This window comes from Streptomyces sp. NPDC088817 (assembly GCF_044750345.1).
Classification (GTDB): domain Bacteria; phylum Actinomycetota; class Actinomycetes; order Streptomycetales; family Streptomycetaceae; genus Streptomyces.
On record NZ_JBIVJN010000008.1, the window covers coordinates 349,825 to 373,092 of the forward strand.

23 protein-coding genes are annotated in these 23,268 nt (G+C 74.7%); 11 read left to right on the plus strand and 12 right to left on the minus strand.

The annotated features are described in order from the left end of the window. Positions 1-2 precede the first annotated feature (2 nt). The 4 genes from ACIP4X_RS18155 to ACIP4X_RS18170 all read right to left on the minus strand — a co-directional run bounded on the left by ACIP4X_RS18155 (position 3) and on the right by ACIP4X_RS18170 (position 5,076). Positions 3-836 carry a chitosanase gene (locus ACIP4X_RS18155; RefSeq protein WP_358729695.1) on the minus strand — a complete coding sequence of 278 codons (834 nt, stop codon included), beginning with the start codon at positions 834-836 and terminating at the stop codon, positions 3-5. A 51-nt stretch (positions 837-887) separates the two neighbouring features. Next, the gene (locus tag ACIP4X_RS18160) at positions 888-3,647 is read right to left on the minus strand and encodes a SpoIIE family protein phosphatase (protein ID WP_391454470.1); all 2,760 of its coding nucleotides are present in this window, start codon (positions 3,645-3,647) and stop codon (positions 888-890) included. A 70-nt stretch (positions 3,648-3,717) separates the two neighbouring features. Beyond that, positions 3,718-4,410 (minus strand): GAF and ANTAR domain-containing protein, encoded by a 693-nt coding sequence (locus tag ACIP4X_RS18165; protein WP_358729693.1) that lies wholly within the window; start codon positions 4,408-4,410, stop codon positions 3,718-3,720. Positions 4,411-4,602: 192 nt separating this feature from the next. Continuing rightward, entirely contained in the window at positions 4,603-5,076 is a 474-nt protein-coding gene (locus tag ACIP4X_RS18170) for a hypothetical protein (protein ID WP_358729692.1), read from the minus strand. A gap of 207 nt (positions 5,077-5,283) precedes the next feature. On the opposite strand from ACIP4X_RS18170, the gene ACIP4X_RS18175 reads away from it, so the two are divergent. Continuing rightward, positions 5,284-5,757 carry an SRPBCC family protein gene (locus ACIP4X_RS18175; RefSeq protein WP_358729691.1) on the plus strand — a complete coding sequence of 158 codons (474 nt, stop codon included), beginning with the start codon at positions 5,284-5,286 and terminating at the stop codon, positions 5,755-5,757. Positions 5,758-5,759: 2 nt separating this feature from the next. Here the strand turns inward: ACIP4X_RS18175 and ACIP4X_RS18180 are convergent, their stop codons facing one another. Continuing rightward, entirely contained in the window at positions 5,760-6,581 is an 822-nt protein-coding gene (locus ACIP4X_RS18180; protein WP_358729920.1) for a fructosamine kinase family protein, read from the minus strand. A 137-nt stretch (positions 6,582-6,718) separates the two neighbouring features. After that, positions 6,719-7,183: a low molecular weight protein-tyrosine-phosphatase gene (locus ACIP4X_RS18185; protein WP_358729690.1), complete on the minus strand. Its 465-nt coding sequence runs from the start codon at positions 7,181-7,183 to the stop codon at positions 6,719-6,721. A 201-nt stretch (positions 7,184-7,384) separates the two neighbouring features. Here ACIP4X_RS18185 and ACIP4X_RS18190 point away from each other — a divergent pair, with 201 nt between their 5' ends. Continuing rightward, positions 7,385-7,915: a hypothetical protein gene (locus ACIP4X_RS18190; protein ID WP_358729689.1), complete on the plus strand. Its 531-nt coding sequence runs from the start codon at positions 7,385-7,387 to the stop codon at positions 7,913-7,915. Positions 7,916-7,964: 49 nt separating this feature from the next. Here ACIP4X_RS18190 and ACIP4X_RS18195 read toward each other — a convergent pair whose 3' ends face one another. Further along, positions 7,965-9,563, minus strand: a complete 1,599-nt coding sequence (locus ACIP4X_RS18195; RefSeq protein WP_391454466.1) for an FAD-dependent oxidoreductase — start codon at positions 9,561-9,563, stop codon at positions 7,965-7,967. Continuing rightward, complete coding sequence (locus ACIP4X_RS18200) at positions 9,560-10,222, minus strand: TetR family transcriptional regulator (RefSeq protein WP_391454464.1); 663 nt, start codon at positions 10,220-10,222, stop codon at positions 9,560-9,562. The genes ACIP4X_RS18195 and ACIP4X_RS18200 overlap by 4 nt, the downstream gene beginning before the upstream one ends. A 48-nt stretch (positions 10,223-10,270) precedes the next feature. Here ACIP4X_RS18200 and ACIP4X_RS18205 point away from each other — a divergent pair, with 48 nt between their 5' ends. Together ACIP4X_RS18205 and ACIP4X_RS18210 are read left to right on the plus strand one after the other, a co-directional pair. Further along, on the plus strand, positions 10,271-11,866 hold the full coding sequence (locus ACIP4X_RS18205) for an FAD-binding oxidoreductase (RefSeq protein WP_358729687.1): 1,596 nt from the start codon (positions 10,271-10,273) through the stop codon (positions 11,864-11,866). A 49-nt stretch (positions 11,867-11,915) separates the two neighbouring features. Beyond that, positions 11,916-12,797: a diacylglycerol kinase family protein gene (locus ACIP4X_RS18210; RefSeq protein ID WP_391454461.1), complete on the plus strand. Its 882-nt coding sequence runs from the start codon at positions 11,916-11,918 to the stop codon at positions 12,795-12,797. 29 nt (positions 12,798-12,826) lie between these two features. Here ACIP4X_RS18210 and ACIP4X_RS18215 read toward each other — a convergent pair whose 3' ends face one another. Further along, entirely contained in the window at positions 12,827-13,192 is a 366-nt protein-coding gene (locus tag ACIP4X_RS18215; protein WP_358729685.1) for a transglycosylase family protein, read from the minus strand. A 166-nt stretch (positions 13,193-13,358) separates the two neighbouring features. Here ACIP4X_RS18215 and ACIP4X_RS18220 point away from each other — a divergent pair, with 166 nt between their 5' ends. From ACIP4X_RS18220 to hypE, 7 genes are all read left to right on the plus strand, one after another. Then, positions 13,359-15,068 carry a hydrogenase maturation protein gene (locus ACIP4X_RS18220; protein WP_358729684.1) on the plus strand — a complete coding sequence of 570 codons (1,710 nt, stop codon included), beginning with the start codon at positions 13,359-13,361 and terminating at the stop codon, positions 15,066-15,068. After that, positions 15,065-15,667: a hydrogenase maturation protease gene (locus ACIP4X_RS18225; RefSeq protein ID WP_391454458.1), complete on the plus strand. Its 603-nt coding sequence runs from the start codon at positions 15,065-15,067 to the stop codon at positions 15,665-15,667. Before ACIP4X_RS18220 ends, ACIP4X_RS18225 begins: the two co-directional genes overlap by 4 nt. 90 nt (positions 15,668-15,757) lie before the next feature. Beyond that, positions 15,758-16,525, plus strand: a complete 768-nt coding sequence (gene hypB / locus ACIP4X_RS18230; RefSeq protein WP_391454456.1) for a hydrogenase nickel incorporation protein HypB — start codon at positions 15,758-15,760, stop codon at positions 16,523-16,525. Further along, entirely contained in the window at positions 16,522-18,894 is a 2,373-nt protein-coding gene (hypF, locus tag ACIP4X_RS18235) for a carbamoyltransferase HypF (protein WP_391454454.1), read from the plus strand. Before hypB ends, hypF begins: the two co-directional genes overlap by 4 nt. 74 nt (positions 18,895-18,968) lie before the next feature. Next, a complete protein-coding gene (locus tag ACIP4X_RS18240; protein ID WP_358729680.1) occupies positions 18,969-19,301 on the plus strand; it encodes a HypC/HybG/HupF family hydrogenase formation chaperone in 333 nt (110 codons plus the stop codon). Next, a complete protein-coding gene (gene hypD, locus ACIP4X_RS18245) occupies positions 19,301-20,461 on the plus strand; it encodes a hydrogenase formation protein HypD (protein WP_358729679.1) in 1,161 nt (386 codons plus the stop codon). Before ACIP4X_RS18240 ends, hypD begins: the two co-directional genes overlap by 1 nt. Next, entirely contained in the window at positions 20,454-21,536 is a 1,083-nt protein-coding gene (hypE, locus tag ACIP4X_RS18250) for a hydrogenase expression/formation protein HypE (RefSeq protein WP_358729678.1), read from the plus strand. The genes hypD and hypE overlap by 8 nt, the downstream gene beginning before the upstream one ends. Before the next feature lie 69 nt (positions 21,537-21,605). Here hypE and hypA read toward each other — a convergent pair whose 3' ends face one another. From hypA to ACIP4X_RS18265, 3 genes are read right to left on the minus strand one after another with little or no spacing between them, the layout of a single operon-like run. Further along, positions 21,606-21,965 carry a hydrogenase maturation nickel metallochaperone HypA gene (gene hypA, locus ACIP4X_RS18255; protein WP_326805689.1) on the minus strand — a complete coding sequence of 120 codons (360 nt, stop codon included), beginning with the start codon at positions 21,963-21,965 and terminating at the stop codon, positions 21,606-21,608. A gap of 19 nt (positions 21,966-21,984) precedes the next feature. After that, positions 21,985-22,581 carry a DUF5947 family protein gene (locus tag ACIP4X_RS18260; protein ID WP_391454450.1) on the minus strand — a complete coding sequence of 199 codons (597 nt, stop codon included), beginning with the start codon at positions 22,579-22,581 and terminating at the stop codon, positions 21,985-21,987. Continuing rightward, entirely contained in the window at positions 22,578-23,174 is a 597-nt protein-coding gene (locus ACIP4X_RS18265; protein WP_391454448.1) for a NifU family protein, read from the minus strand. The genes ACIP4X_RS18260 and ACIP4X_RS18265 overlap by 4 nt, the downstream gene beginning before the upstream one ends. Positions 23,175-23,268 lie beyond the last annotated feature (94 nt).

A 23,268-nucleotide genomic window follows, 5' to 3' on the forward strand; every position in this document is an offset into this window, starting at 1 on the left:
CGTCAGCCGATGTGGTAGGCGTCCCCGTACACCTTCCAGTCCAGCGGAGGTTCCAGGTCGAGGTTGCCCCGGCGCAGGAAGACCCGCTGCGCGGTGTCGACCCTGCTGGTCTCGCGGTGGGCCGGCTCCTGCCGCATGGCCCACACCCGGGCGTCGAGGAACGCGTTCAGATACGTCACCTCGTCGCCGCCCCGGGCCGGCGGTGCCGCCTTCCTCAGCGCCCGCTCGCGGATGTTGCGGAAGCCTGTCGTGCCGCCGCCGCCGTGCATCACGATCGCGTCGTAGTAGGCGAACTGGCCGAGCGCGCGCAGCCCGTCCGCCTTGCCCTGCGTGACGGCCGGGTCGAAGTAGACGCGGTCGCGCTCGTCGTCCTGGGCCCGCTGGAAGGCGGTGTCCCGTGCCGCCCGGCGCCAGGCGTCGGGGAAGCCGGGGTCCAGGCCCCGGTGCGAGTCGGTGCCCTCGGCCCGGCGCAGCGCGGGCAGATACGGGGCCAGTGGGTTGTGCGGGCTGCGGTCGGTGTAGTGCCGTACCAGGGCGAGCATGTCGCCGGTGCCGGAGCAGAAGCCGATGATGCCGGCCGTGTAGCCGCGCCCGTCGCCGATGTCCTCGATGTACGCGTACTGGGCCTTCCAGTCGAGCGTGGAGTTCTCCGCGCTCGACACCAGTCGCACGGCGATCTCCTTCTTCGCCGGATCGTCCAGGCCCGCCGCCGGAGCCGCGGCGACCCGCCGGGCGTCGAGTAAGGGGACGGCGGCGAACGAGGCGGCGATCAGGGCGAGGACGCCGCGGCGGACCACGCCGGCCAGGCGGGTCGTGCGGCGGTCGTGATGTGCCAAAGGGGCTCCAAACGGGTCGACAGCGGGAAAAGCGCCGGCGGGAGAAGCCTCTCAGGACAGCGGCAGTTCCGCCCAGATGGCCTTGCCGGCCGGCGTGTACCGGGTGCCCCACCGCTCGGCGAGCTGCGCCACGAGGAACAGCCCGCGGCCCCCCTCGTCCGTGCTCGCCGCACAGCGCAGATGCGGGGAGGTGTTGCTGCTGTCGTAGACCTCGCAGATCAGGGAGCGGTCGCACAGCAGCCGCACGCGGATGGGCTCGGCGCCGTAACGGATCGCGTTGGTGACCAGCTCGCTGAGGATCAGCTCGGTGGCGAACGTCAGTTCCTCAAGTCCCCACTCCACCAGCCGCCGGCTCACCGCCGCGCGCACGTCCCCGACCGCCGACGCCTCCCCGGGCACGTCCCACTCGGCCACCTGCCCGGGACCCAGTGCCCGGGTGCGGGCCACGAGCACCGCGATGTCGTCCACCGGCCGGGACGGCCGGACGTCCAGGACGGCCCGGCACGTGTCCTCCGGCGACGCGCCGGCGGAGGCGAGAGCGGCGCGCAGCTGGTCCAGCCCGGTGTCGATGTCCCGCTCCCGGTCCGTCACGAGCCCGTCGGTGTACAGGACCAGCCGGCTGCCCTCGGCCAGCTCCAGCTCCGCCGTCTCGAACGGCAGCCCGCCCACCCCGAGCGGGGGACCGGCGGGCAGCTCGGGGAACGTCACGTCCCCGTCGGGCCCGACCACGGCCGGCGGCGGATGGCCGGCGCGGGCGACAGCGCAGCGCCGCGAGACAGGATCGTAGATCGCGTACAGGCAGGTCGCGCCGGTGACGGGCGCACCGGAAACGTCGCCCGTCTCGTCCTGGTCGATACGGCCGACCAGCTCGTCCAGCAGCCCGAGCAGCTCGTCGGGCGGCAGGTCCAGGGCGGAGAAGTTGCTGACCGCGGTCCGCAGCCGTCCCATCGTGGCCGCGGCGTGCAGCCCGTGCCCGACCACGTCCCCGACGACGAGCGCGACCCGCGCCCCGGACAGCGGCAGCACGTCGAACCAGTCGCCGCCCACTCCCGCCTGCGCGGGCAGATACCGGGAGGCGACGTCCAGCGCGTTCTGCTCGGGCAGGCTGCGCGGCAGCAGACTGCGCTGGAGGGTGACCGCCAGCCCGTGCTCGCGGGTGTAGCGGCGGGCGTTGTCGATGGAGACCGCCGCCCGCGCCACCAGCTCCTCGGCGAGGGCCAGCTCCTCGGTGTCGAAGGGCTCGTCCTTCTCCGACCGCCAGAAGCTGACCAGCCCCAGCAGCAGGGTGCCCGCCCGCACGGGCACGGTGATCAGCGAGTGGATGCCGGACGCCAGCACCCGCTCGGTGCGCTCGGCGTCCTGCGCCTGCCAGCCCGGGGCCGCCTCGAGACGGGGTTCGAGGACCGGCCGGCGGGACTTGAGACCGAGCGCCTGCGGGGTGGAGGGGACGAAGCGGATCTCCTGGCCCAGCGGGTACAGCGCCGTGTCCTCGCGGATCCCGGCGAAGGCGGTGCGGCGCAGCGCGGCTCCCGGATCCGGGTCCTCGCCGGCCAGCACGGCGTCGTACAGGTCCACGGTCGCGAAGTCCGCGAACCGGGGAACGGCGACCCGGACGAGTTCCTCGGCGGTCCGGGTCACGTCCAGGGTCGTACCTACGCCCACACCGGCGTCGTAGAGCAGGCTGAGGCGTTCCCGTGCCTTCTCCGCCCGGCCGGACAGGGCGCGCAGCTCCGTGGAGTCGCGCAGCGTGGCCACACTGCCCGACGGGCCGCCCGCCATGTCCGTGGGCCGCTGGTTGATCGCCAGCAGCCGGTCGCCGACCCGGTGCACCTCGTCGGTGGCGATCCGCCCGGAGGCCAGCAGCTCGGCGGTCCCGGGGTCCAGTCCGAGGTCGAGCACGGGCCGGCGCTCAGCATCCTCGGGCAGGCCGAGCAGGCGCTGCGCCTCGTCGTTGGCCAGCAGCAGCCTTCCGTCGTCGCCGACGATGATCACGCCTTCCCGGACGGAGTGCAGCACCGCGTCGTGGTGCTCGTACATCCGGGTCATCTCCCGCGGGCCGAGCCCATGGGTCTGGCGCAGCAGCCGGCGGGTGACCAGCGCCGTGCCCGCCGTGGCCAGGGCGAGGGCCACGGCCGCGGCGCCCAGTACGACCGGCAGCTGCCGGTCCGCGAGACCGCCGACGTTCCTGGTGGTGATGCCCGCCGACACCAGGCCCACCACCGTGCCGTCCGGCGCCCGGATCGGCACGACGGCCTGCACCAGCGGCCCGAGGGTCCCGTCGATCTGTTCGACGACCGTGCGGCCGGCCAGCGCGGGCCGGAAGGTGCCGACGAACTTCCTGCCGATGCGGTCCGGCCTGGGGTGGGTGTAGCGGACTCCGTGGGTGTTCATCACGACGACGAAGTCGACGTGCGCCTCCTTGCGTGCCGCCTCGGCGCGCGGTTGCAGCACCGCCGTCGGGTCCGGGGCGGCGAGCGCCTCCCGGACTCCCGGCGCGTTGGCGAACGTCTCCGCGACGGCGAGCGAGCGGTTGCGGGCCTCCTCGCCGCTGTCGTGTCGCACCTGAAGCACCAGCGCCACCACGGCCGCCGCGACCAGCAGCAACACGATGGCGACCTGGAGCAGGAACACCTGTCCCGCGACGCTGCGCCCGCCGAGGGCCGAGCGCAGCGTGGACGGTCTGTTCCCGCCCGTGCGGCCATGACCGGCCCGCCCGCGCGCCCGCCGGGCCGGGCCGGACGCGAACTCGAGACGCCGTCCACGGGGACGGCGGGCCGACCGGGAGCCGGTGCGACCCGGGAGTCGGACCATGAGCCATGTCTACACTGCCGCGCCTCGTGAGGCGAGAGGCAGTCACCCCCTCGGTCACACGGGCGCCGTGTCAGGCCTGCTTGCGGGCGTCGGTGCGGATGGTCTGGGCGACGTCGCGGATCTTGATGTTGTGGTGCTGCGAGATACGGCGCAGGACGGCGAAGGCGTCCTCCTCGCTCATGCCGTGCCGCTCCCGCAGGATGCCCATGGCCTCGCCGATGGCGTGCCGGGTCTCCAACGCGTGTTCGAGCTGGTCGACGGTTCGGGAACCCGCCACGGCGACGGCGGCGTGCGAGGCGAGCAGCCAGCCCGCCGTCTCGCTGTCCCTGGTGAAGGAGCCGGGACGGCTCGAATAGAGATTGAGCGCCCCGAAGTCCTGATCCTCGGTGTACAGCAGGAAACCCATCATGCTGCCGACGCCCAGCTCGCGGGCGGCCGGCGCGTACCGCGGCCAGGCCGGCTGCGGCCGGGTGAGGTCGGCGATGCGGAACAGCCGGTCCCCGTCGACGCGGCGGGCCGCGTCGAAGCAGGGCCCCTCGCCCATCTCGCCCTGCAACCGGTCGGACTCCACGACCATGTCCCCGCTGGCGGCCAGCGTCACGGCGCGCCCCTTGCGCAGCGCCAGGATCCCGGAGGCCTCGCACCCGTCGATCAGCTCGACGGCCGCCCGGACGATCTCGTCGAGCGTCTCCTGAGGGGAGTCCTGGGCCAGCAGGCGCCGGGCGAGCTGGGCCATCTGCTCGGCGAACTCACGCCAGTCCATCCGAACCCGCCCTTCTCGCAGCCGCGCGCACCGGTGCGCACAGGGCGGCGCTCTCAAGCGCCCGTATTCGCAGCGTACCCCGCGGTCACCCGCGTACCCGGGCGGTGTCGATCATGGTCCCGTGCGGGCCCGCGCCCCGGGCCGGCACGGCGGTGCCCCGGCCCGCGCGGGGCCGGGGCACCGTCCTCGGGCTCAGGCGCCCCACGTGCCCTGGTTGACGGCGCAGTTCCAGCCGGAGCCGTGCAGGGTGAACTTCACCTTGTAGCTCCTGGTGTTCAGCAGGTGGGTCCGGACCTTGAAGCCGAGGCTCGCCTTGCCCTTGAAGGTCGTGGTGCGGACCGTCACGACCTGCGAGGTCCTGTGGCTGATCGTGCCGCCCTTCGGTGTCGCCGTGCCGAAGCGCACGTTCTTGACGTTGGTGACCGTGAACGTGACGTTCTTGATCTTCTTCGTGGTCTTGCTCTTGATGCCGAAGTACAGGCCGCCGTTCGTCACCCACCCGTTGTGGTCCACGTAGAAACGGGACGGGTAGACGATGTCGATCGGGCAGCCCGAGCTCTGCGGCGCGACCGTCGCCGCGGAAGCGGCCCCGGCGAGACCCAGCTGCGCTGCGGTGAGGACCCCGGTCGCGGCCAGTGCCGCGACGGTCGTGCGCTTACGGTTCACTGCGGTGACACCTTCCCCCTACGGCCCTCTCGGACCGGACCGACATGGCGTACGGCGTCCCCGTGGGACACCGCGCGCCACTGTGACGGCGTATTTCATAGCACGGGGGAAAGGCGCGGGAGCAGCCCCTGGGACTCCAGGGGCACTTGGTGACAAAACCGGGACAATCGTGAGGCACCGCGCGTGGTGCGTGTGTACGGTGCTGCCATGTACGCCACACGGGTCTCACGGTGGGTGCGGGCCTCTCCCGCCGCGGTCTACCGGGCCCTCACCGACCCCGACGCGGTGGCGGGTTGGCGGGTCCCCGACGGCATGACCGCTCACGTCCACGAGTTCGACGCCCGCGAGGGCGGCACCTTCCGGGTGTCCCTCTCCTACGACGAGCCCGGCGCCCGGGGCAAGTCGGGTGCCCGCACGGACACCTACCGGGGGCACTTCGCCCGGCTCGTGCCCGGCCGGCTGGTGGTCGAGGTGCTCGCGTTCGAGACCGACGAGGATTCCCTGCGCGGCACGATGACGATGACCACGTCACTGGCCGGGGCGGACGGCGGGACGGTGGTCGTGATCGTGCACGAGGGCATCCCCGACGAGGTGCCGCGCGCCGACAACGAGCTGGGGACGCGGATGGCCCTGGACAACCTCGCCCGGCTGGTGGAGGGCGGCGGCCCGGGCGGCGCGTAGGGTCAGCCGCCGACGCCGCGGGCCGCCGCGACGGCCTGTTCGGCGTATCCGCGCCCGAAGAGCACCGTGTGCACCAGCAGCGGGAAGAGCTGGTGCAGTCCGACGCGGTCCGCCCAGCCGTCGGCGAGCGGCGCGGCCCGCTGGTACCCGTCCAGTACGCGGTCCAGGTGGGGGCAGCCGAAGAGCCGGAGCATCGCCAGGTCGGTCTCCCGGTGGCCGCCGTGCGCGGCCGGGTCGATCAGCCGGACCTCGCCGTCCGCGCCCCACAGCACGTTGCCGTTCCACAGGTCGCCGTGGAGTCGCGCGGGCGGCTCCGCGGGCCCGGCCCGTCCGGGCAGCCGCTCCAGGGCGCGTTCGATCACGGCCGCCTCGGCGGGGCGCAGGACGCCGTCGTCGGCCGCGCGGCGCAGATAGGGCAGCACCCGGTGCTCGGCGTACCAGGCCGGCCAGTCGGTACCAGGCACGTTGCGCATCGGCGCGAGCCCGATGTAGGCCTCGCGCGGCCCGCCGGGCGGAGCGGCGCCGAACGCGGGCGCCCCGGCTGCGTGCAGGGCGGCCAGGTCACGGCCGAAGCGCTCCGCCGCCTCAGGCGACGGACGGCCGGCCGGAACCCGGCCGGTGACCAGCCACCGGCGGTCGTGGCCGTGCACGACGGGGACCCGGACCGCGCCCGCCTCGGCGAGCCAGCGCAGCCCGGCGGCCTCGGCGCGCACCGCCTCCGGCTCCTCACCGTGCTTGACCACGACCACCCGGCCGTCGTCGAGGGTTACCTCGGCGGGGTTCGCCGACGACGGGCCCCGGCGGGTCGCCGCACGCCCGGTCAGCCGGGCGGCCGCGGCGACAGGACCCTCGCCGGAGCCGGAGCCGGAGCCGGAGCCGGAGCCGGAGCCGGAGCCGGAGCCGGAGCCGGAGCCGGAGCCGGAGCCGGAGCCGGAGCCGGAGCCCGGCGACGGGTGGGCGGTCACGAGGGCAGGCGCTCGCGCACCCAGTCGAGCAGGCCCGGCGTCGCGGCCTCGATCATGGCCAGTACCTCCTCGAAGCCCTCCGGGCCGCCGTAGTACGGGTCGGGCACGTCCAGGTCGCCGGTCGTCCGAGGGTCGAACGAGCGCAGCAGCCGCACCCGGGACGGTTCGTCGACGAGCCGCCGCAGCGCCTTCTCGTGATCCCGGTCCATGGCCAGGAGCAGGTCGGCGTCCAGGTGCTCGGCGCCGACCTGGGCGGCGACGTGCCGCACGGGGTAGCCGTGCCGGATCAGCACCTCACCGGCCCGTTCGTCGATGGCCTCGCCGACGTGCCAGGGGCCGATGCCGGCGCTGCTGACCCGGACCGCGTCCGCGAGCCCCGCCCGGCGCAGCCGCTCGGCGAACACGAGCGCCGCGGACGGCGACCGGCAGATGTTCCCGCTGCAGACGAAACAGATGTGCACGGCCCTCAGCGTACGGGCCCCTGCGGAGGAACCGCTCCCCCGACCGAGAGAGGGATCGGCAGGATCGATGCCCGTTCCGGGATGTGAATGTGGCGGAGGCCACGCCCCGGAGGCGGCCTGGGCCATACTGCTCGGCCGGGGTCGCGGGCTACCGTTTCACGCAGTCCTTTTTGTCCGTGAACGGTTTCGAACGGCCCGGCAGTGCACGAAGATCTCTCCCCGCTCATCGCGGCGACCACCCAGTGGCTGACCAGCGCGTACCCGGCGTCCGGCGGCGCCCTGGCCTCCGTCCTGTGCGAGATGCAGGCACGCCAGGCGGTGACGGTCGCGGCCCGTCTGCGCTACCCGACGCCGATGGACGCCGAGCTGGTGCTGATGGCCGGCCCCGGGGGCTCGGCCCGCCTCGACCGGATCGCCGGCGCGGACGGCGTCGAGTCCGACGACCCGTACGCGCACGCGTGGCGCACCTGGGTGGACGAGGTGGTGCTGAGCTGGGCCGCCTGTCTGCTCACCGACCCCGAACTGGCCTGGCGCGCGGTGTACGCGCTCACCGAGGCGACCGAACCGTCCTCCACGCCGCCCGAGTTCCGCCGCCTGGTCACTCCCGACGAGGGCGACCGGCAGGCGGCGGCCCTGCTCCGCCACCCCGATCTCCTCGCCCCGGTCTCCACCCTCCACCACTCCCAGCTCCTCGAACGCCTCGAGGAACAGGGTCAGGCCTTCGCCGCCTGAGAGGTGCCCTTCGGCACCAGGGCCGCGCACGTCATGGTCAGGGGCCCGTTCACCGGGAGCCCAGGGTCTCGCCCAGCACCTCCTGTGCGGCCTCCAGCGCTCCCGCGCGGTCGGCGGGAACCAGGCCGATCCGGGTGCGGCGGTCCAGGAGGTCGGACGCGTCGAGGGCGCCCTCGTGGCGTGCGGCCCAGAGGAGTTCGGCGCGGGTGACGGGATGGTCCTCCAGGACGGGGGCACGCAGGTGCGGGTCCCGGGCGCCCAGGGCGTGCACGGCCGGCGCCTCCGTGCCGTAGAGGCGGATCAGGCGGCGCGGGGCCCGGAGCGCGGCCAGGGTCCGAGGTGACGCGGCGCCGACGAGGGGGAGGGAGGCCGTGGGGGAGGGGCCCGCGCCGAGTCCGTGCGCGGCGACGGCGGTGTCGACGGCGTCCTCGGCCATGCGCCGGTAGGTGGTGAGCTTGCCGCCCACCACGGTGACCACGCCGTCCGGCGAGGTGAGCACCGCGTGCCTGCGGGAGATGTCCGCGGTCCGGGGCGCCGGGCCGGACCCGTTCGCCGGCGCGGTGTCCAGCAGAGGACGCAGCCCCGCGAAGGCCCCGGCCACGTCGTCCCGTCGTACCGGGACGTCGAGCGCCGAGGCCAGCACGTCCAGCAGGAAGCCGACGTCGGACTCGGGGACCTCTGGCACGTCCGGGACGCCGCCCTCGACGGGCTCGTCGGTGAGCCCGACGTAGACCCGTCCGTCGTCCTGCGGCAGGACCAGGACGAAGCGGTTGGTCTCCCCGGGGACCGGGATGTGCAGCCCGGCCGGCAGCGGACCGAGCACGCCGGAACGCAGTACGAGGTGGGTGCCGCGCGAGGGCCTGACCCGGATGCCGTCCACCAGGCCGCCCGCCCACACCCCGGAGGCGTTGATCACGGCGCGGGCCCGGATCTCGCCCTCCTCGCCGGTCAGTTCGTCCCGCACCCGGGCCCCGGATCCGGTGAGTTCCAGGGCCCGGACCCGGGTCAGGACGCGGGCGCCGCGTCCCGCCGCCGTACGGGCGATCGCGGTCACCAGACGGGCGTCGTCGGTCAGCCGCCCGTCCCAGGACAGCAGTCCGCCGCGCAGCCCGGCACCGCGCACGGCGGGCGCCAGGTGACGGGTCTCCACCACGGACAGCCTGCGCGGCACCGGCAGGGTGGCGCGGGCGGTGCGCGCCGCCAGCCGCAGCCCGTCGCCCGCCCGGAAACCGGCCCACGCCAGGGCGGCCTGCCCGCGGGCGACCAGCGGGGTGAGGGGCAGGACGAACGGCTGGGCGCCGACCAGATGGGGAGCGGTGCGTTCCATCAGCACACCGCGTTCGACCGCGCTCTCGTGGGCGACGTCGAACTGGGCGGAGGCGAGGTAGCGCAGTCCGCCGTGGACGAGTTTGGAACTCCAGCGGGAGGTGCCGAAGGCCAGGTCGTGCGCGTCGATCGCGGCGACGCTCAGTCCGCGCGCCGCGGCGTCCAGCGCGGCCCCGGCGCCGGTCGCGCCCAGGCCGACGACCAGGACGTCCACGGCCGGGCCGCCGACGGTCCCGGCCAGTTCGCGGGCGCGGCGGGCGGCGGTGAGGGAGGTGTTCGGAGAGGCGTGCGCGGGGTCGGCCGGGCCGGTGCCGAGGTTCATGGCGTCAGGGTCCTCTCCAGGATGGTCCGCAGTTCCGCGAGGAAGGCCTCGCCGTCCAGGCCGGGGTCGTCCTCCTCGGTCATGGTGCGCAGCGACAGCGTGAAGGACTGCACGACGAGCAGCAGGGACCGTGCCTGCCGCTCGGTGTGGCCGGTGCGCACCGATCCGTCGGCGTGGCCCTCGCGCAGGTGGCCGGCGAGCAGGGACAGCAGGGCCTCCTGGCTGGCTCCCCGGCGGTCCAGCACGTAGGGGAGCAGCAGTTCCGGGTCCACGTCGACGATCTTGCGGAACAGCGGGTGGGCGCGGAACGCCCTCACCCCGGCCACCAGTCCGTCGACGATCAGCGTTTGCGCGTTCGTCCCGGGTGCGCGTTCCGGCATCGCCCCGACGGCCACGGCGATCCACTCCCGTGTCATCAGGTCGCCGACCAGGGACCGCAGATCGGGCCAGCGGCGGTAGAGCGTCATCCGGGACACACCCGCGCGGCGGGCCACGTCCGTCAGGGTCGTCCGCCGTACGCCGACGGCCAGGACGCAGTCGCGCACGGCGTCGAGCACGGGATCCCCGTCCGAGCGGTCGGAGCGGTGTGCGTGGTCGGAGCGGTCGGAGCGGTCGGAGCGGTCCGGCCCGTCCGAGCCATTGTGACGAATAGGCGCCATGTGTCACAGTGTAACGCGTCCTTCGAAACGACCGGTGAGGAACACCCCATGGACATGCTGTGGAGCGGCTGGGGCGACCCGGCGAGGGCCACACCGCTGCCCGACTCGGTGACCGGACTCCTGCGCGACCTGCTCGGCGTCAAGCCGCGCGAGTCCGGGCCGGTCGCCCTGGAGGAGATCCGCGTCCCCGCCTCACCGCTGACCGCGGACACGCTCCGCGCCCTGAGCGAGGCCGTGGGCGACGAGGCACACGTCCGCACCGACGCCGAGTTCCGGATCCGCCACACCCGCGGCAAGTCCACCCCCGATCTGCTCCGCATCAGAGGCGGCGACGTCACGGACGTCCCGGCCGCCGTGGTGCTCCCCGCGGACCACGACGACGTACTCGCCGTACTGTGCGCCTGCACAGCCCACGACCTCGCGCTGGTTTCGTTCGGCGGCGGCACCTCCGTCGTCGGCGGTCTCGCCCCCGAACGCCGGCGCCCCTTCGTCGCCCTGGACCTGCGCCGTATGAACCGGCTGCTCGCCCTGGACCCGGTCTCCCGCACCGCCACCCTCCAGCCGGGCCTGCGCGGCCCGGACGCGGAGGCGCTGCTGGCCGAACAGGGCTTCACCCTCGGCCACTTCCCCCAGTCCTTCGAGTGGGCGACCCTCGGCGGTTTCGCCGCCGCCCGCTCCAGCGGGCAGGCCTCGGCCGGGTACGGACGCTTCGACGAGATGGTGCTCGGCCTCACCCTCGCCACGCCCGCGGGCACCGTCGAGGCCGGCCGCGCCCCGCGCTCGGCGGCCGGACCCGACCTGCGCCAGCTCGTCCTCGGCTCCGAGGGCGCGTTCGGCGTCATCACCTCGGTCACCGTGCGCCTGCGTCCCCTCCCGCAGGCCCGCGTGTACGAGGGCTGGCGCTTCGCCTCCTTCGAACAGGGCGCCGCCGCCCTGCGCCGGCTCGCCCAGGACGGGCCGCGCCCCACCGTGCTGCGCCTGTCCGACGAGACCGAGACCCTGATCGGCCTCGCCCAGCCCGATGCCATCGGCTCCCCGGAGGCCCGACAGGACGCAGGCTGCCAGGCGATCGCCGGCTACGAGGGCACCGCCGAGGACACCACGCACCGCAGACGGCTGGCCGCGGCCGTGCTGCGCGAGTGCGGCGGCACCCGCCTGGGCGAGGAACCGGGGGAGCGCTGGGCCCACGGCCGTTACGCGGCGCCCTATCTGCGCGACGCGCTCCTGGACGCGGGCGCGTTCGCCGAGACGCTGGAGACCGCCGCCTTCTGGTCCCGCATCCCCGGGCTGTACACCGCCGTCCGGCAGGTGCTGACCACCACGCTCACCGAGTCGGGCACCCCGCCCCTGGTGATGTGCCACATCTCGCACGTCTACGAGAACGGCGCCTCGCTGTACTTCACCGTGGTCAGCGCCCAGGGCGACGACCCCGTGGCGCACTGGGCGCCCGCCAAGCGGGCCGCGAACGAGGCGATCCTCGCGGCGGGCGGCACCATCAGCCACCACCACGGCGTGGGCACCGACCACCGCGACGGATACGTCCGGGAGGCGGGCCCGCTCGGCGTCGAGGCCCTGCGGGCCGTCAAGCGCCGGCTGGACCCCGACGGCCTGCTCAACCCGGGCGTCCTGCTGCCCCTCGACTGACCCCGGCCGCATGCCGACCCACACCGTTTCCGTCCCGGAGGCCCCACCGATGCGACAGTTCACGGCCATCGTCAACCCCACCGCGGGCGGATCCGCCGGGGCCGCGGCGCTGCTGCGGGTGGCCAGGCTGCTCCGGGAGGCCGGCGCCGGAGTGGAGACCGACTACAGCCGCAGTCTCGCCCACGCCCAGGACCTCGCCCGCCGGGCCGGTGACCGCGACCGCGTGGTGCTCGCCGTGGGCGGCGACGGCATCGCGGGCGGCATCGGCGGAGCCCTCAGCGGCACCGCCACCCTCCTGGGCCTGGTCCCGGCGGGCCGCGGCAACGACTTCGCCCGTGCGCTCCAACTGCCCGACGATCCGGGCGCGCTGGCCCGGATCCTGCTGCACGGCGCCCCGCGCCGCGTCGACACCATCGAGGTGGAGTCGGCCGCGCACCCGCGCACCGTCGTCCTCGGCAGCGTGTACGCGGGCGTCGACGCGCTCGCCAACCGGCACGCGAACAACTCCCGACTGCTGCGCGGCGCCGCCTCCTACTACGCCGGCGGGCTGCGTGCCGTGGCCACCTGGCGGGCGGCGACCTACCACGTGACCGTCGACGGGGAGGAGCACGTCCACTGCGGCTACACCGTGGTGGCCGCCAACTCCGCCTATTACGGCTCCGGTCGCATGATCGCGCCCGGCGCCCGTGTCGACGACGGCCTGCTCGACGTGGTGATGATCCGCGAGGCACCGCGACGGCTCTTCTTCGCGCTGATGAACGAGCTGAAGTCGGGCGCGCACGTCGAGCGCCCCGAGGTGCGGATCCTGCGGGGCAGCCGGATCAGGATCGCCGCCGACCGGGAGGTGCCCTACGGCGCCGACGGCGAGGTCGAGGCGGTGCTGCCCGTCACGGCCCGAGTGCTGCCGGGCGCGCTCGCCGTGCTCTGCTGACCGCCCGTCGGCCCGGCACCAGGTGCCCGTCAGGAACAGCCCCAGGCCGACATCCCCTGGAGGACGGCGAGCCGCCTGGCCACGGCGATCTGCTCTCTGCGCGAGGCCAGGTCCGCCCGGCGCGCGTACTTCAGGCCGCCCGCGGCCACCCAGCTCGACTGGCGGAACTGGAGCCCGCCGTAGTACCCGTTGCCGGTGTTCGCCTGCCAGTTGCCGCTGGACTCGCAGGCGGCGATGGCCTCCCAGTCCGGGCCGAGGCCGACGGCCGGAGCCGCCGTCGCCTGGGGCCCGCCGGCCAGTGCCGCGGTGGTCGCCGCGACCAGCAGCGTCCCGCGCAGCGCGCGACGGCGTGGGTGGCGGCCGGGGGCTCTGTCGATGTTCTGCCGATGATCCATGCGCAGACTGTTACATCATATGATCGGAAAGTAGTGAAGTGGCGCGCCGGGCGATCCAGACGGAAAGGGGGCCTGACGCGGACGGCGGAGAGCGTCTGAGGCAGACGGACGAACGCCCCGCCGGGGTCCTTTCCGGGGCCCGGCAAAGGGGACACCATGCCGCGTCATGGACATTCTGCTCGTCGCCAGCGCGTTCAACAGCCTGTCCCAGCGCGTCTACGCCGAACTGACGGACCACGGCCACCACGTCGACGTCGTGCTCGCCGTACACGGCCCCGACGCCGTCCGCGCCGCCGTCGCCGGGACGAACCCGGAACTCGTCATCGCGCCGATGCTCAAGACCGCGCTGCCCGAGGACGTATGGCGGGAGCACACCTGCCTCATCGTGCACCCCGGCCCACCCGGGGACCGCGGCCCCTCCTCGCTGGACTGGGCGATCGCCGACCAGGCACCCGAGTGGGGCGTGACGGTCCTCCAGGCCGAGGCGGCGATGGACGCCGGCGACATCTGGGCGGCCGTGCCGTTCCCCACGGCACCGGTCGGCAAGAGCGACCTGTACCGCAACGAGGCCTCCGACGCCGCCGTGGCCGCCGTACTCCTTGCCGTACGGCGCTACGCCGAGGGCTCGTTCAAACCGCTGCCGCAGAGCGACCCCTCCGCCGACGTCGTCTGGCGCGGCTTCCTGCGCCAGGAGCGGCGCCGCGTCGACTGGGAGAAAGACAGCACCGCGACCGTGCTGCGCAAGCTGAGAGGCGCCGACTCGCAGCCCGGAGTCCTCGACGAACTCCACGGCCGCGAACTGTTCCTGCACGGCGGCCACCCGGAGGACCAACTGCGCGGCCGACCAGGAGAGTTGCTCGCCACCCGGGCGGGAGCGGTGTGCCGGGCCACCCGGGACGGCGCCGTGTGGATCCCGGAACTCAGGCCGCGCAAGAACTCCGGCGACCCCGCCCCCTTCAAGCGCCCGGCCGCCTCGGTCCTCGGCCCGGCCGGCCTCCCGGAGGCCGCCGTCCCGCTCGAACTGCCCCCGCAGCGGCGCACCTGGACCGACATCCGCTACCGGCAGCGCGGCGAGGTCGGCTTTGTCACCTTCTCCTTCCCCGGCGGCGCGATGAGCACCGACCACTGCCGCAGACTGCTCGCCGCCTACCGCCACGCCCTCTCCCGCCCCACCCCGGTACTCGTCCTCGGCGGCGCCCGCGACTTCTTCTCCAACGGCATCCACCTGAACGTCATCGAGGCGTCCGACGACCCGGCCGCCGAGTCGTGGGCCAACCTCGACGCCATGGACGACCTGGTCGAGGCGGTGCTGCGCACCACCGACCGGCTGGTCGTCGCCGCGCTCGGCGGCAACGCCGCCGCGGGCGGTGTCATGCTCGCCCTCGCCGCCGACGAGGTGTGGTGCCGCACCGGCGCCGTGCTCAACCCGCACTACCGCCGGATGGGCCTGTACGGCTCGGAGTTCTGGACGTACAGCCTGCCGCGCCGGTCCGGCACCGGCACGGCCGGACGGCTGACCGCCGAGGCCCTTCCGGTGAGCGCCACCACGGCGCGCGGCCTCGGCCTGGTGGACCGTCTCGTGCCCGTCCCCGCCGGGGAGTTCACCGCCGAGGTCGACCGCATGGCGGCCGCGCTCGCCGACGCGCCCGACCTCGGCGGGCGGATCGACGCCAAGGCGGCGGCCCGCGCCCGCGACGAGGCGGTACGGCCGCTCGCGGACCACCGGCGCGCCGAACTCGCCCGGATGCACGACATCTTCTTCGACCCCGCCGCTCCCTACCACGCGCTGCGCTCGGCGTTCGTCCGCAAACTCCCCGGCGCCTGCGCCCGCCCCCTGACCCCGGCCGACGCCCCGCTCACCGGAGGTACCCGATGACACCGCCTTCCGCCCCCCGAATCCTGGTCGCCGGCGTCGGCAACATCTTCCTCGCCGACGACGCCTTCGGCCCCGAGGTGATCCAGGCCCTCGGCACCCGCCCGCTGCCGGCCGGGGTCCGGGTGCGGGACTACGGCATCCGCGGCCTCGACCTCGCCTACGAACTGCTGGACGGCTACGACACGGCCGTCCTCGTCGACGCCGCGCCACGCGGCCACCGGCCCGGCACCCTGTCCCTGATCGAGGCGGAACTCCCCGGCTCCGGGACCGGCGCCGCGGCCCCGCCGGAGGCCCACGGCATGGACCCGGCCAAGGTGCTCGCCCTGGCCGCCCACCTGGGCGACGGGCCGCTGCCGCGCGTCCTCGTCCTCGCCTGCGAGCCCCAGGTGCGGCCCCGCGGCGACGAGGACATCATGCCCGGGCTCAGCGACCCGGTGCGGGACGCCGTCGCCCCGGCCGTCGAGGCCCTGCACACCATGATCCCGGCGCTGCTCGCCGACCCCGCGGCCACCCCGCCGTTGGTCCGCACGGAGGAATCCGCCCCCGCGCACACGGCTGCGCTCCCGCACCTCGCCACCGACGCGGCCGAAGATCGGTGAGGGGCCCGCAACCACCCGCACCGCCCTCCCCGTTTTTGCCCGCCCTGTCCTCGCCGCCCTCGCCCCGAGCCGACTCCCAGGAGCAGCGCCATGTGCCGGTCCGTCGACGTCAAGCAGGCCGTCCTCGCCAAGAACGACGACCTCGCCGCCGCCCTGCGCGGCGACCTGGCCCGGCAGGGCGTGGCCGTCGTCAACCTGCTGTCCAGCCCCGGCAGCGGCAAGACCGAACTCCTCGGCCTGGTACTCGCCCGCGCCGTCGGACGGGGCGTCCCGGTGGCCGCGCTGACCGCGGACCTGGCGACCGAGAACGACGCCCGCCGGCTGGCCCGCTCCGGCGCCCCCGTGCAGCAGGTCCTCACCGACGGGCTCTGCCACCTGGAGGCCCGGCAGGTCCGCACCCGACTGGAGGGCTGGCTGCCGAAGGACACCTCGGTGCTGTTCGTGGAGAACGTCGGCAACCTCGTCTGCCCCGCGTCGTACGACCTCGGCGAGACCCTGCGGATCGTGCTGATGGCCGTGACCGAGGGCGAGGACAAGCCGCTGAAGTACCCCACCGCGTTCGGCTCCGCCCACCTGGTCGTGGTCACCAAGACCGACCTGGCCGAGGCCGCCGGCTTCGACGAGACCGCCTTCCGGGCCCATGTGCAGCAGGTCAACCCCGGGGTGGAGATCGTACGGACCTGCGCGCGCACCGGCGACGGCGTCGACACGGTGCTCGACCGCGCGCTCGCCGTCCGCGACGGAGCCCCGCGGCACCGGCCGCCGCTCACCCCGCACCCCCACGTCCACGCCGCCGACGGCGAGCAGGCCCACGACCACCACACCCATCCGCACCCGGCGACCACCCCCGCCTCATGACCGCACCCGTCACCGGCCCGGTACGCCGCAGGCTCACCGTGCGCGGCACCGTGCAGGGCGTGGGCTTCAGGCCGTACGTGCACCGCCTGGCCTCCGACCTGGCGCTGACCGGCTTCGTCAGCAACACCGCCGCCGGCGTGCTGATCGAGATCGAGGGCCCGCCGGACGACGTCACCCGGTTCTGCGACCGGCTTGCCCGGCAGCCGCCCCCACTGGCCGCCGTCACCGGCATCGGCCTGGAGGACCTTCCCGCCGACGGCGCCACCGGCCCGTTCGCCATCCGCGCCACCGAACACTCCCCGGGCCGCACCCAGCTCCCGCCCGACACCGCCACCTGCGCCGACTGCCTGCGCGAGCTGGCCGACCCGGACGACCGCCGCCACCGGCACCCGTTCATCACCTGCACGCACTGCGGCCCCCGCTTCACCATCGCCACCGCCATGCCGTACGACCGCGCCGTCACGACCATGACCGGCTTCCCGATGTGCCCCGCCTGCGCCCGGGAGTACACGGACCCCGCCGACCGGCGCTTCCACGCCCAGCCCGTGGCCTGCCCCGACTGCGGCCCCCGGCTGCGCCTGGTCCCCGCCGCGGGCAGCGGGCTCCGCCCGGCCCGGGACGCGGACGCCCTGGCGGCCGCCCGGGCCCTGCTCGCCGCCGGACGGATCGTCGCCGTCAAGGGCGTCGGCGGGTACCACCTGGCCTGCGACGCCACCGACACCCGCGCCGTCGCCGCACTGCGGGCCCGCAAGGAACGCGGCGGCAAGGCGTTCGCCGTGATGTGCGCCGACCTCGCCGCCGTCGAGCGGATCGCCGGTCCCACCGACCGCGAACGGGCCGTGCTCACCGGCCCGAAACGGCCCATCGTCCTGCTGCGCCGCCGACCACGGCCGGACGGGCTCCGCCTGTCCGACGAGGTCTGCCCCGGCAGCCCCCACGTCGGCGTGATGCTGCCCTACACCCCCGTGCACACCCTGCTGTTCGGGCTGCCCGGCGATCCCCCCGGCCCGCGCGTACTCGTGATGACCAGCGGCAACCGCTCCGGCGAACCCATCGTCACCGACGACGAGGACGCGCTGACCCGGCTCGCCGGGCTGGCCGACGCCTGGCTCGCCCACGACCGGCCCATCGCCTGCCCCTGCGACGACTCCCTGCTGCGGGTACGCCCCGACGGCACCGAACAGGTCCTGCGCCGCTCCCGCGGCTACACGCCCCGCCCCCTGCGCCTGCCCGTCGCGGTGCGCCCCGCGCTCGCGGTGGGCGGCGACCTGAAGAACGCCCCGTGCGTCGGCGACGGCGAGCAGGCCTGGTTCGGGCCGCACATCGGCGACATGGGGGACCTCGCCACCCAGGAGGCCGCCCACCGGGCGGAGCGGCACCTGCTGCGCCTGACCGGAGTGACCCCCGCCCTCGTCGCCGCCGACCGCCACCCCGGCTACCACTCGGTCCGCTGGGCCCGCCGCCGCGCCGCCGGACTTCCGCGGCCGGAACCCGTACGGGTCCAGCACCACCACGCGCACATCGCCTCGGCGATGGCCGAACACGGCCTCGACGGCACCACACCCGTCATCGGCGTCGCCTTCGACGGCACCGGATACGGCGACGACGGCACCGTCTGGGGCGGCGAGTTCCTGCTCGCCGACTACACCGCCTACCGCCGCTTCGCCCGGCTGACCCCCGCCCCGCTGCCCGGCGGCGACGCGGGCGTGGCCAACCCCTGCCGGCTCGCCCTGGCCCGGCTGTGGGCCGCGGGACTGCCCTGGGACCCCCGCCTGCCCAGCGTCGCCGCCTGCACACCCGACGAACGGGCTCTGCTGCAGAGGCAGTTGGAGTGCGACCTGGCCTGTGTGCCGACCTCCAGCACCGGACGGCTCTTCGACGCCGTGTCCTCCCTCGCGGGCGTGTGCCACCGCGCGGGCTACGAGGCGCAGGCCGCGCTGGAACTGGAGGCGGCCGCGACCCTGGCCCAGGACGCCGACGGCGCGGCGTACCCCTTCGCCCTCACCGACGGCCCCGGCCCCCTCGGCTGCGACCCTGCGCCCATGCTGCGGGCACTCCTCGACGACCAGCGGCGCGGCACCCCGCCGCCGGTCCTCGCGGCCCGCTTCCACCGGGGTCTCGCGCGGGCCGTCGCGGAGATCTGCCACCGCGCCCGCGCGGCCACCGGCCTGACCACCGCCGTCCTCAGCGGCGGTGTCTTCGCCAACGGGCTGCTGGAGGACCAGTGCGCCGCGCTGCTCACCGCGGACGGCTTCACCGTCCTGCGCCACGGCGAAGTCCCCCCGAACGACGGCGGACTGGCCCTCGGACAGCTCGTGGTCGCGGCACACGAGCCACCCCACCGGCGGCGTCCGGAAGCCGCCGGATGAGCCGGCCGGGCCGGGACCCGCGTAAGGGCCGCGAAGCCCGGCGGACGACCGACAGCGACGAGACGGAGTGACCCATGTGTTTGGCAGTGCCCGGCAAAGTCGTGGCCATCGACCACCGCGCCGACCCGCTCACCGGTCTGATCGACTTCGGCGGGGTGCGGAAACAGGCGTGTCTGGAGTACCTGCCCGATGTGCGGGTGGGGGAGTACGTGATCGTCCACGTCGGGTTCGCCCTCCAGCGGCTCGACGAGGAGTCGGCCCGGGCGTCCCTGGAGCTGTTCAAGGAACTGGGGCTGCTGGAGGAGGAGTTCGGCGACGCCTGGGCCCAGGCGGCCGAGCAGGCCGGCGACCCGGCCCCGCACGCCTCCGGGGCCGGGGAACGCGAGAAGAGCGGGAGTGAGGCCTGATGAAGTACATCGACGAGTTCAACGACCCCGAGCTGGCCCGGCGGCTGCTGGACGAGATCCGCGCGACGGTCACCCGGCCGTGGGCGCTGATGGAGGTCTGCGGCGGCCAGACCCACTCGATCATCCGGCACGGCATCGACCAACTGCTGCCCGAAGAGGTCGAGTTGATCCATGGCCCCGGCTGTCCGGTCTGTGTGACCCCCCTCGAGGTCATCGACAAGGCACTGGAGATCGCCGCCCGTCCCGACGTGATCTTCTGCTCGTTCGGCGACATGCTGCGGGTGCCGGGCACGGACCGGGACCTGTTCCGGGTCAAGGGCGAGGGCGGTGACGTACGGGTGGTGTACTCGCCGCTCGACGCCCTCCAGCTCGCCCAGCGGCACCCGGACCGGCAGGTGGTCTTCTTCGCCATCGGCTTCGAGACGACCGCTCCCGCCAACGCCATGGCCGTGCACCAGGCCCGCCGCCTCGGCCTGGACAACTTCACCCTGCTGGTCTCGCACGTCCGGGTGCCACCGGCCATCGAGGCGATCATGACGGCCCCGGCCTGCCGGGTGCAGGGCTTCCTCGCCGCCGGGCACGTGTGCAGCGTCATGGGCACCGCCGAGTACCCGGACCTGGCCGAGCGGCACCGGGTGCCGATCGTGGTCACCGGCTTCGAACCGCTGGACATCCTCGAAGGCATCCGCCGCGCCGTGCACCAACTCGAGCGCGGCGAGCACCGCGTGGAGAACGCCTACCCGCGCGCCGTGCGCGAGGCGGGCAACCCGGCCGCCCTGACCATGCTCCAGGAGGTCTTCGAGGTCGCCGACCGGTCCTGGCGCGGCATCGGACGCATCCCCGCCAGCGGCTGGCGGCTGTCCGACGCGTACCGCGACCACGACGCCGAGCACCGCTTCGACGTCGCGGGCATCCGCACCGAGGAACCCGCCGTGTGCCGCGCGGGCGAGGTCCTCCAGGGGCTGATCAAGCCCACCGAGTGCTCCGCGTTCGGCACCGACTGCACCCCGCGCAGCCCGCTCGGCGCCACCATGGTCTCCAACGAGGGCGCCTGCGCCGCCTACTACCTGTACCGCCGGATGACCGGACAGGCCTCACCGGGCGCCCCGGCGCCGATGGGCTCCCGCATCCCGCAGGAGGAGATGAACCCCGTTGGCTGAACTGGCTTCCGCGGCTCCCGACGCCCCCGTCGACCCGGCGAACTGGACCTGCCCCGCCCCCCTGCGCGACCAGCCGGTCGTGGTGATGGGCCACGGCGGAGGCGGCGCCCTGTCCGCCGAACTGATCCAGGACGTCTTCGCCCCGGCCTACGGCAACCCCGTCCTCGCCGCCATGGGCGACTCCGCCGTGCTCCACCTCGGCGGCACCCGGCTGGCGTTCTCCACCGACTCCTACGTCGTCAGGCCGCTGTTCTTCCCCGGCGGCAGCCTCGGCGACCTGGCCGTCAACGGCACCGTCAACGACCTGGCGATGAGCGGCGCCCGGCCCGCCTACCTCTCCGCGGCCTTCGTCCTGGAGGAGGGCGTGAAACTGTCCGTGGTCGACCGGATCGCGCGCGCCATGGGCGCCGCCGCCGAGGCCGCGGGCGTCACCGTGGCCACCGGTGACACCAAGGTGGTGGAGGCGGGGCACGGCGACGGCGTGTACGTCACCACCGCCGGGGTCGGTGTCGTTCCCGAGGGAGTGGACATCCGCCCGCAGCGGGCCCGGCCGGGCGACGCCGTCATCGTCAGCGGCCCGATCGGCCTGCACGGCGTGGCGATCATGAGCGTGCGTGAGGGCCTGGAGTTCGGCGTCGAGATCGCCAGCGACACCGCTCCCCTGGGCGACCTGGTGGCCGCCATGCTGGCCGTCACCCCGGACATCCACGTGCTGCGCGATCCCACCCGGGGCGGTCTCGCTGCCTCCCTCAACGAGATCGCCCGCGCCTCCGGCACGGGGATCCGGCTGCGCGAACGCGCGATCCCCGTCCCCGACGCGGTCGCCAACGCCTGCGGATTCCTCGGCCTCGACCCGCTGTACGTCGCCAACGAGGGCCGGCTCGTCGCCTTCGTGCCGCCCGCCGACGCGGAGGCCGTCCTGGAGGCGATGCGTGCCCACCCGCGGGGCGGCGGAGCCGTGCTCATCGGCGAGTGCGTCGCCGAGCACCCCGGCATGGTGGTCGTCGCCACCGGCCTCGGCGGGACCCGGGTCGTCGACCTGCCGCTGGGGGAGCAACTGCCGCGCATCTGCTGATCCCTGGGAACGAACGGCCCCGCCGGCGCGTCGTGCGCCGGTGGGGCCGTTTCGCCGTCGGGCGGCCGTTCAGGGCGTGGGCGACGGCGCGGGCTCGATGGCGGTGATCTCCAACTCCCGTCCGCTGCGCAGGTCCCGCGACGGACGGTCGCAGTGCGGGCACCAGAAGAACGGGGGCATGCCGACCGGGAACTCCGCGTCGCACGGCACGCAGTGGGCGTGCGCCGTCACCTGCTCGACGACGAGCCGGGCCCCGGCCAGGGCGGTGCCCTCGCGGGCGACCTCGAAGGCGAAGCTCAGCGCGTCGGGTACGACCCCGGCCAGCTCGCCCACCCGCACCGTCACCACCGAGACGGGGCCCGTGCCCTCGGCGCGGGCGACCTCGTCGGCCTGTTCCACGATCGCGGTCGCGATCGACAACTCGTGCACGTCGCCCAGCTCCGTTCGGTCAGTTCCGCTCGGTCAGCTCCGCGAAGAACCGCTCGACGGCGGGCCACAACCGGCCCCCGCCGGACAGGCCCCGCCACTCGCGGCGGATCACGGCCAGCATCCGGAAGCAGTCGTCGACGGGCACGATCCAGTGGTGGTCCATGCCCTGGACGGTGCTGACGAGCAGCGCCTCCACCTCGGGCTCCATGCCGCCGAGTTCGGGGATCCGGCCGGCCAACCGCCGCCAGGCCGCCGCGTCCACCTCCCACCGCATGGAACCGGCGGGGCTCGGGCCCTCGGCGGTGACCGTGCCGTCGGCGCGCGGCACGAAGAAGACCAGGCCGACCGGCACCCCCAGCGCCGCCGTGTCGACGTGCGGAAGCCGTACCCGGCGCCGGGGGACGAGCCGGTGGTGCCCGCCGCCCGCCCCGTCCTCGGCGAAGAGCACCGAGCACGGCCCGCAGGCGCACCGCACCTCGGCCTCGGCGGTGTCGTACAGATGGCGGTGGTCCCCGGGCACCGGGGCGGCGCACAGATCGCACACCTCGCCCGCCGCCGCGGCGCCCGGGCCGGCCGAGGAACGGATGAGGCGGGCCAGCGCCCCGTCCCCGGTCACCGCGGCTCCTGCGGCTGTGGCGCAGCCCGGCGCATGAGCGTGTCCAGGGGGACGAACGCCGGAGCCGCCTGCCGCTCGGCCGCGCCGGACACCGCCTCCACCGCCGCCAGTTCGGGAGCGGCGGCGAGCACGGCGGCGCGGACTGCGTCGCCCACGTCGTCCGTGCCTCCGCCGCACCCGGCACCGCACCCGCCGCCGCCCGGGGTGACCCGTACCCGGGCCACCCGCTCCTCAAGGCCCATCCACTCGACGTCGCCGCCGCGCTCCCGGACGGCCGGACGCAGCCGTTCGACGGCGCGCTCGGCCCGGCGCTCGGCCGGCTCGGGGTGGATCTCGTGCAGGACCAGCAGATGGCCCACCAGCTCGTCCTCGGCCAGACGCTCCGTCAGTCCAGCGTCCGCGCGGTCGAGCACGCGGCCCAGCGCCTCGCCGTAGACCTCGGTCAGCAGCCGCACCGCCTCCAGGGCGGACCGCACGGTCGGCCCCGGAGCGGATTCCAGGCCCGCGAGGAGTTCGTCGAGCCGCGCGAGCCGCGCCTCGACGTCCGGGTCCGCGAGCCGGCCGGTCCGTGTGCCCTGCTCCGTGTCAGACATGGTCGGTTCCGTAGGTGGGGGTGTGGGTGGTGGTGAGGGTTTTGCCGTTGCCGAGGTACATGTGGACGCCGCAGGGGAGGCAGGGGTCGAAGCT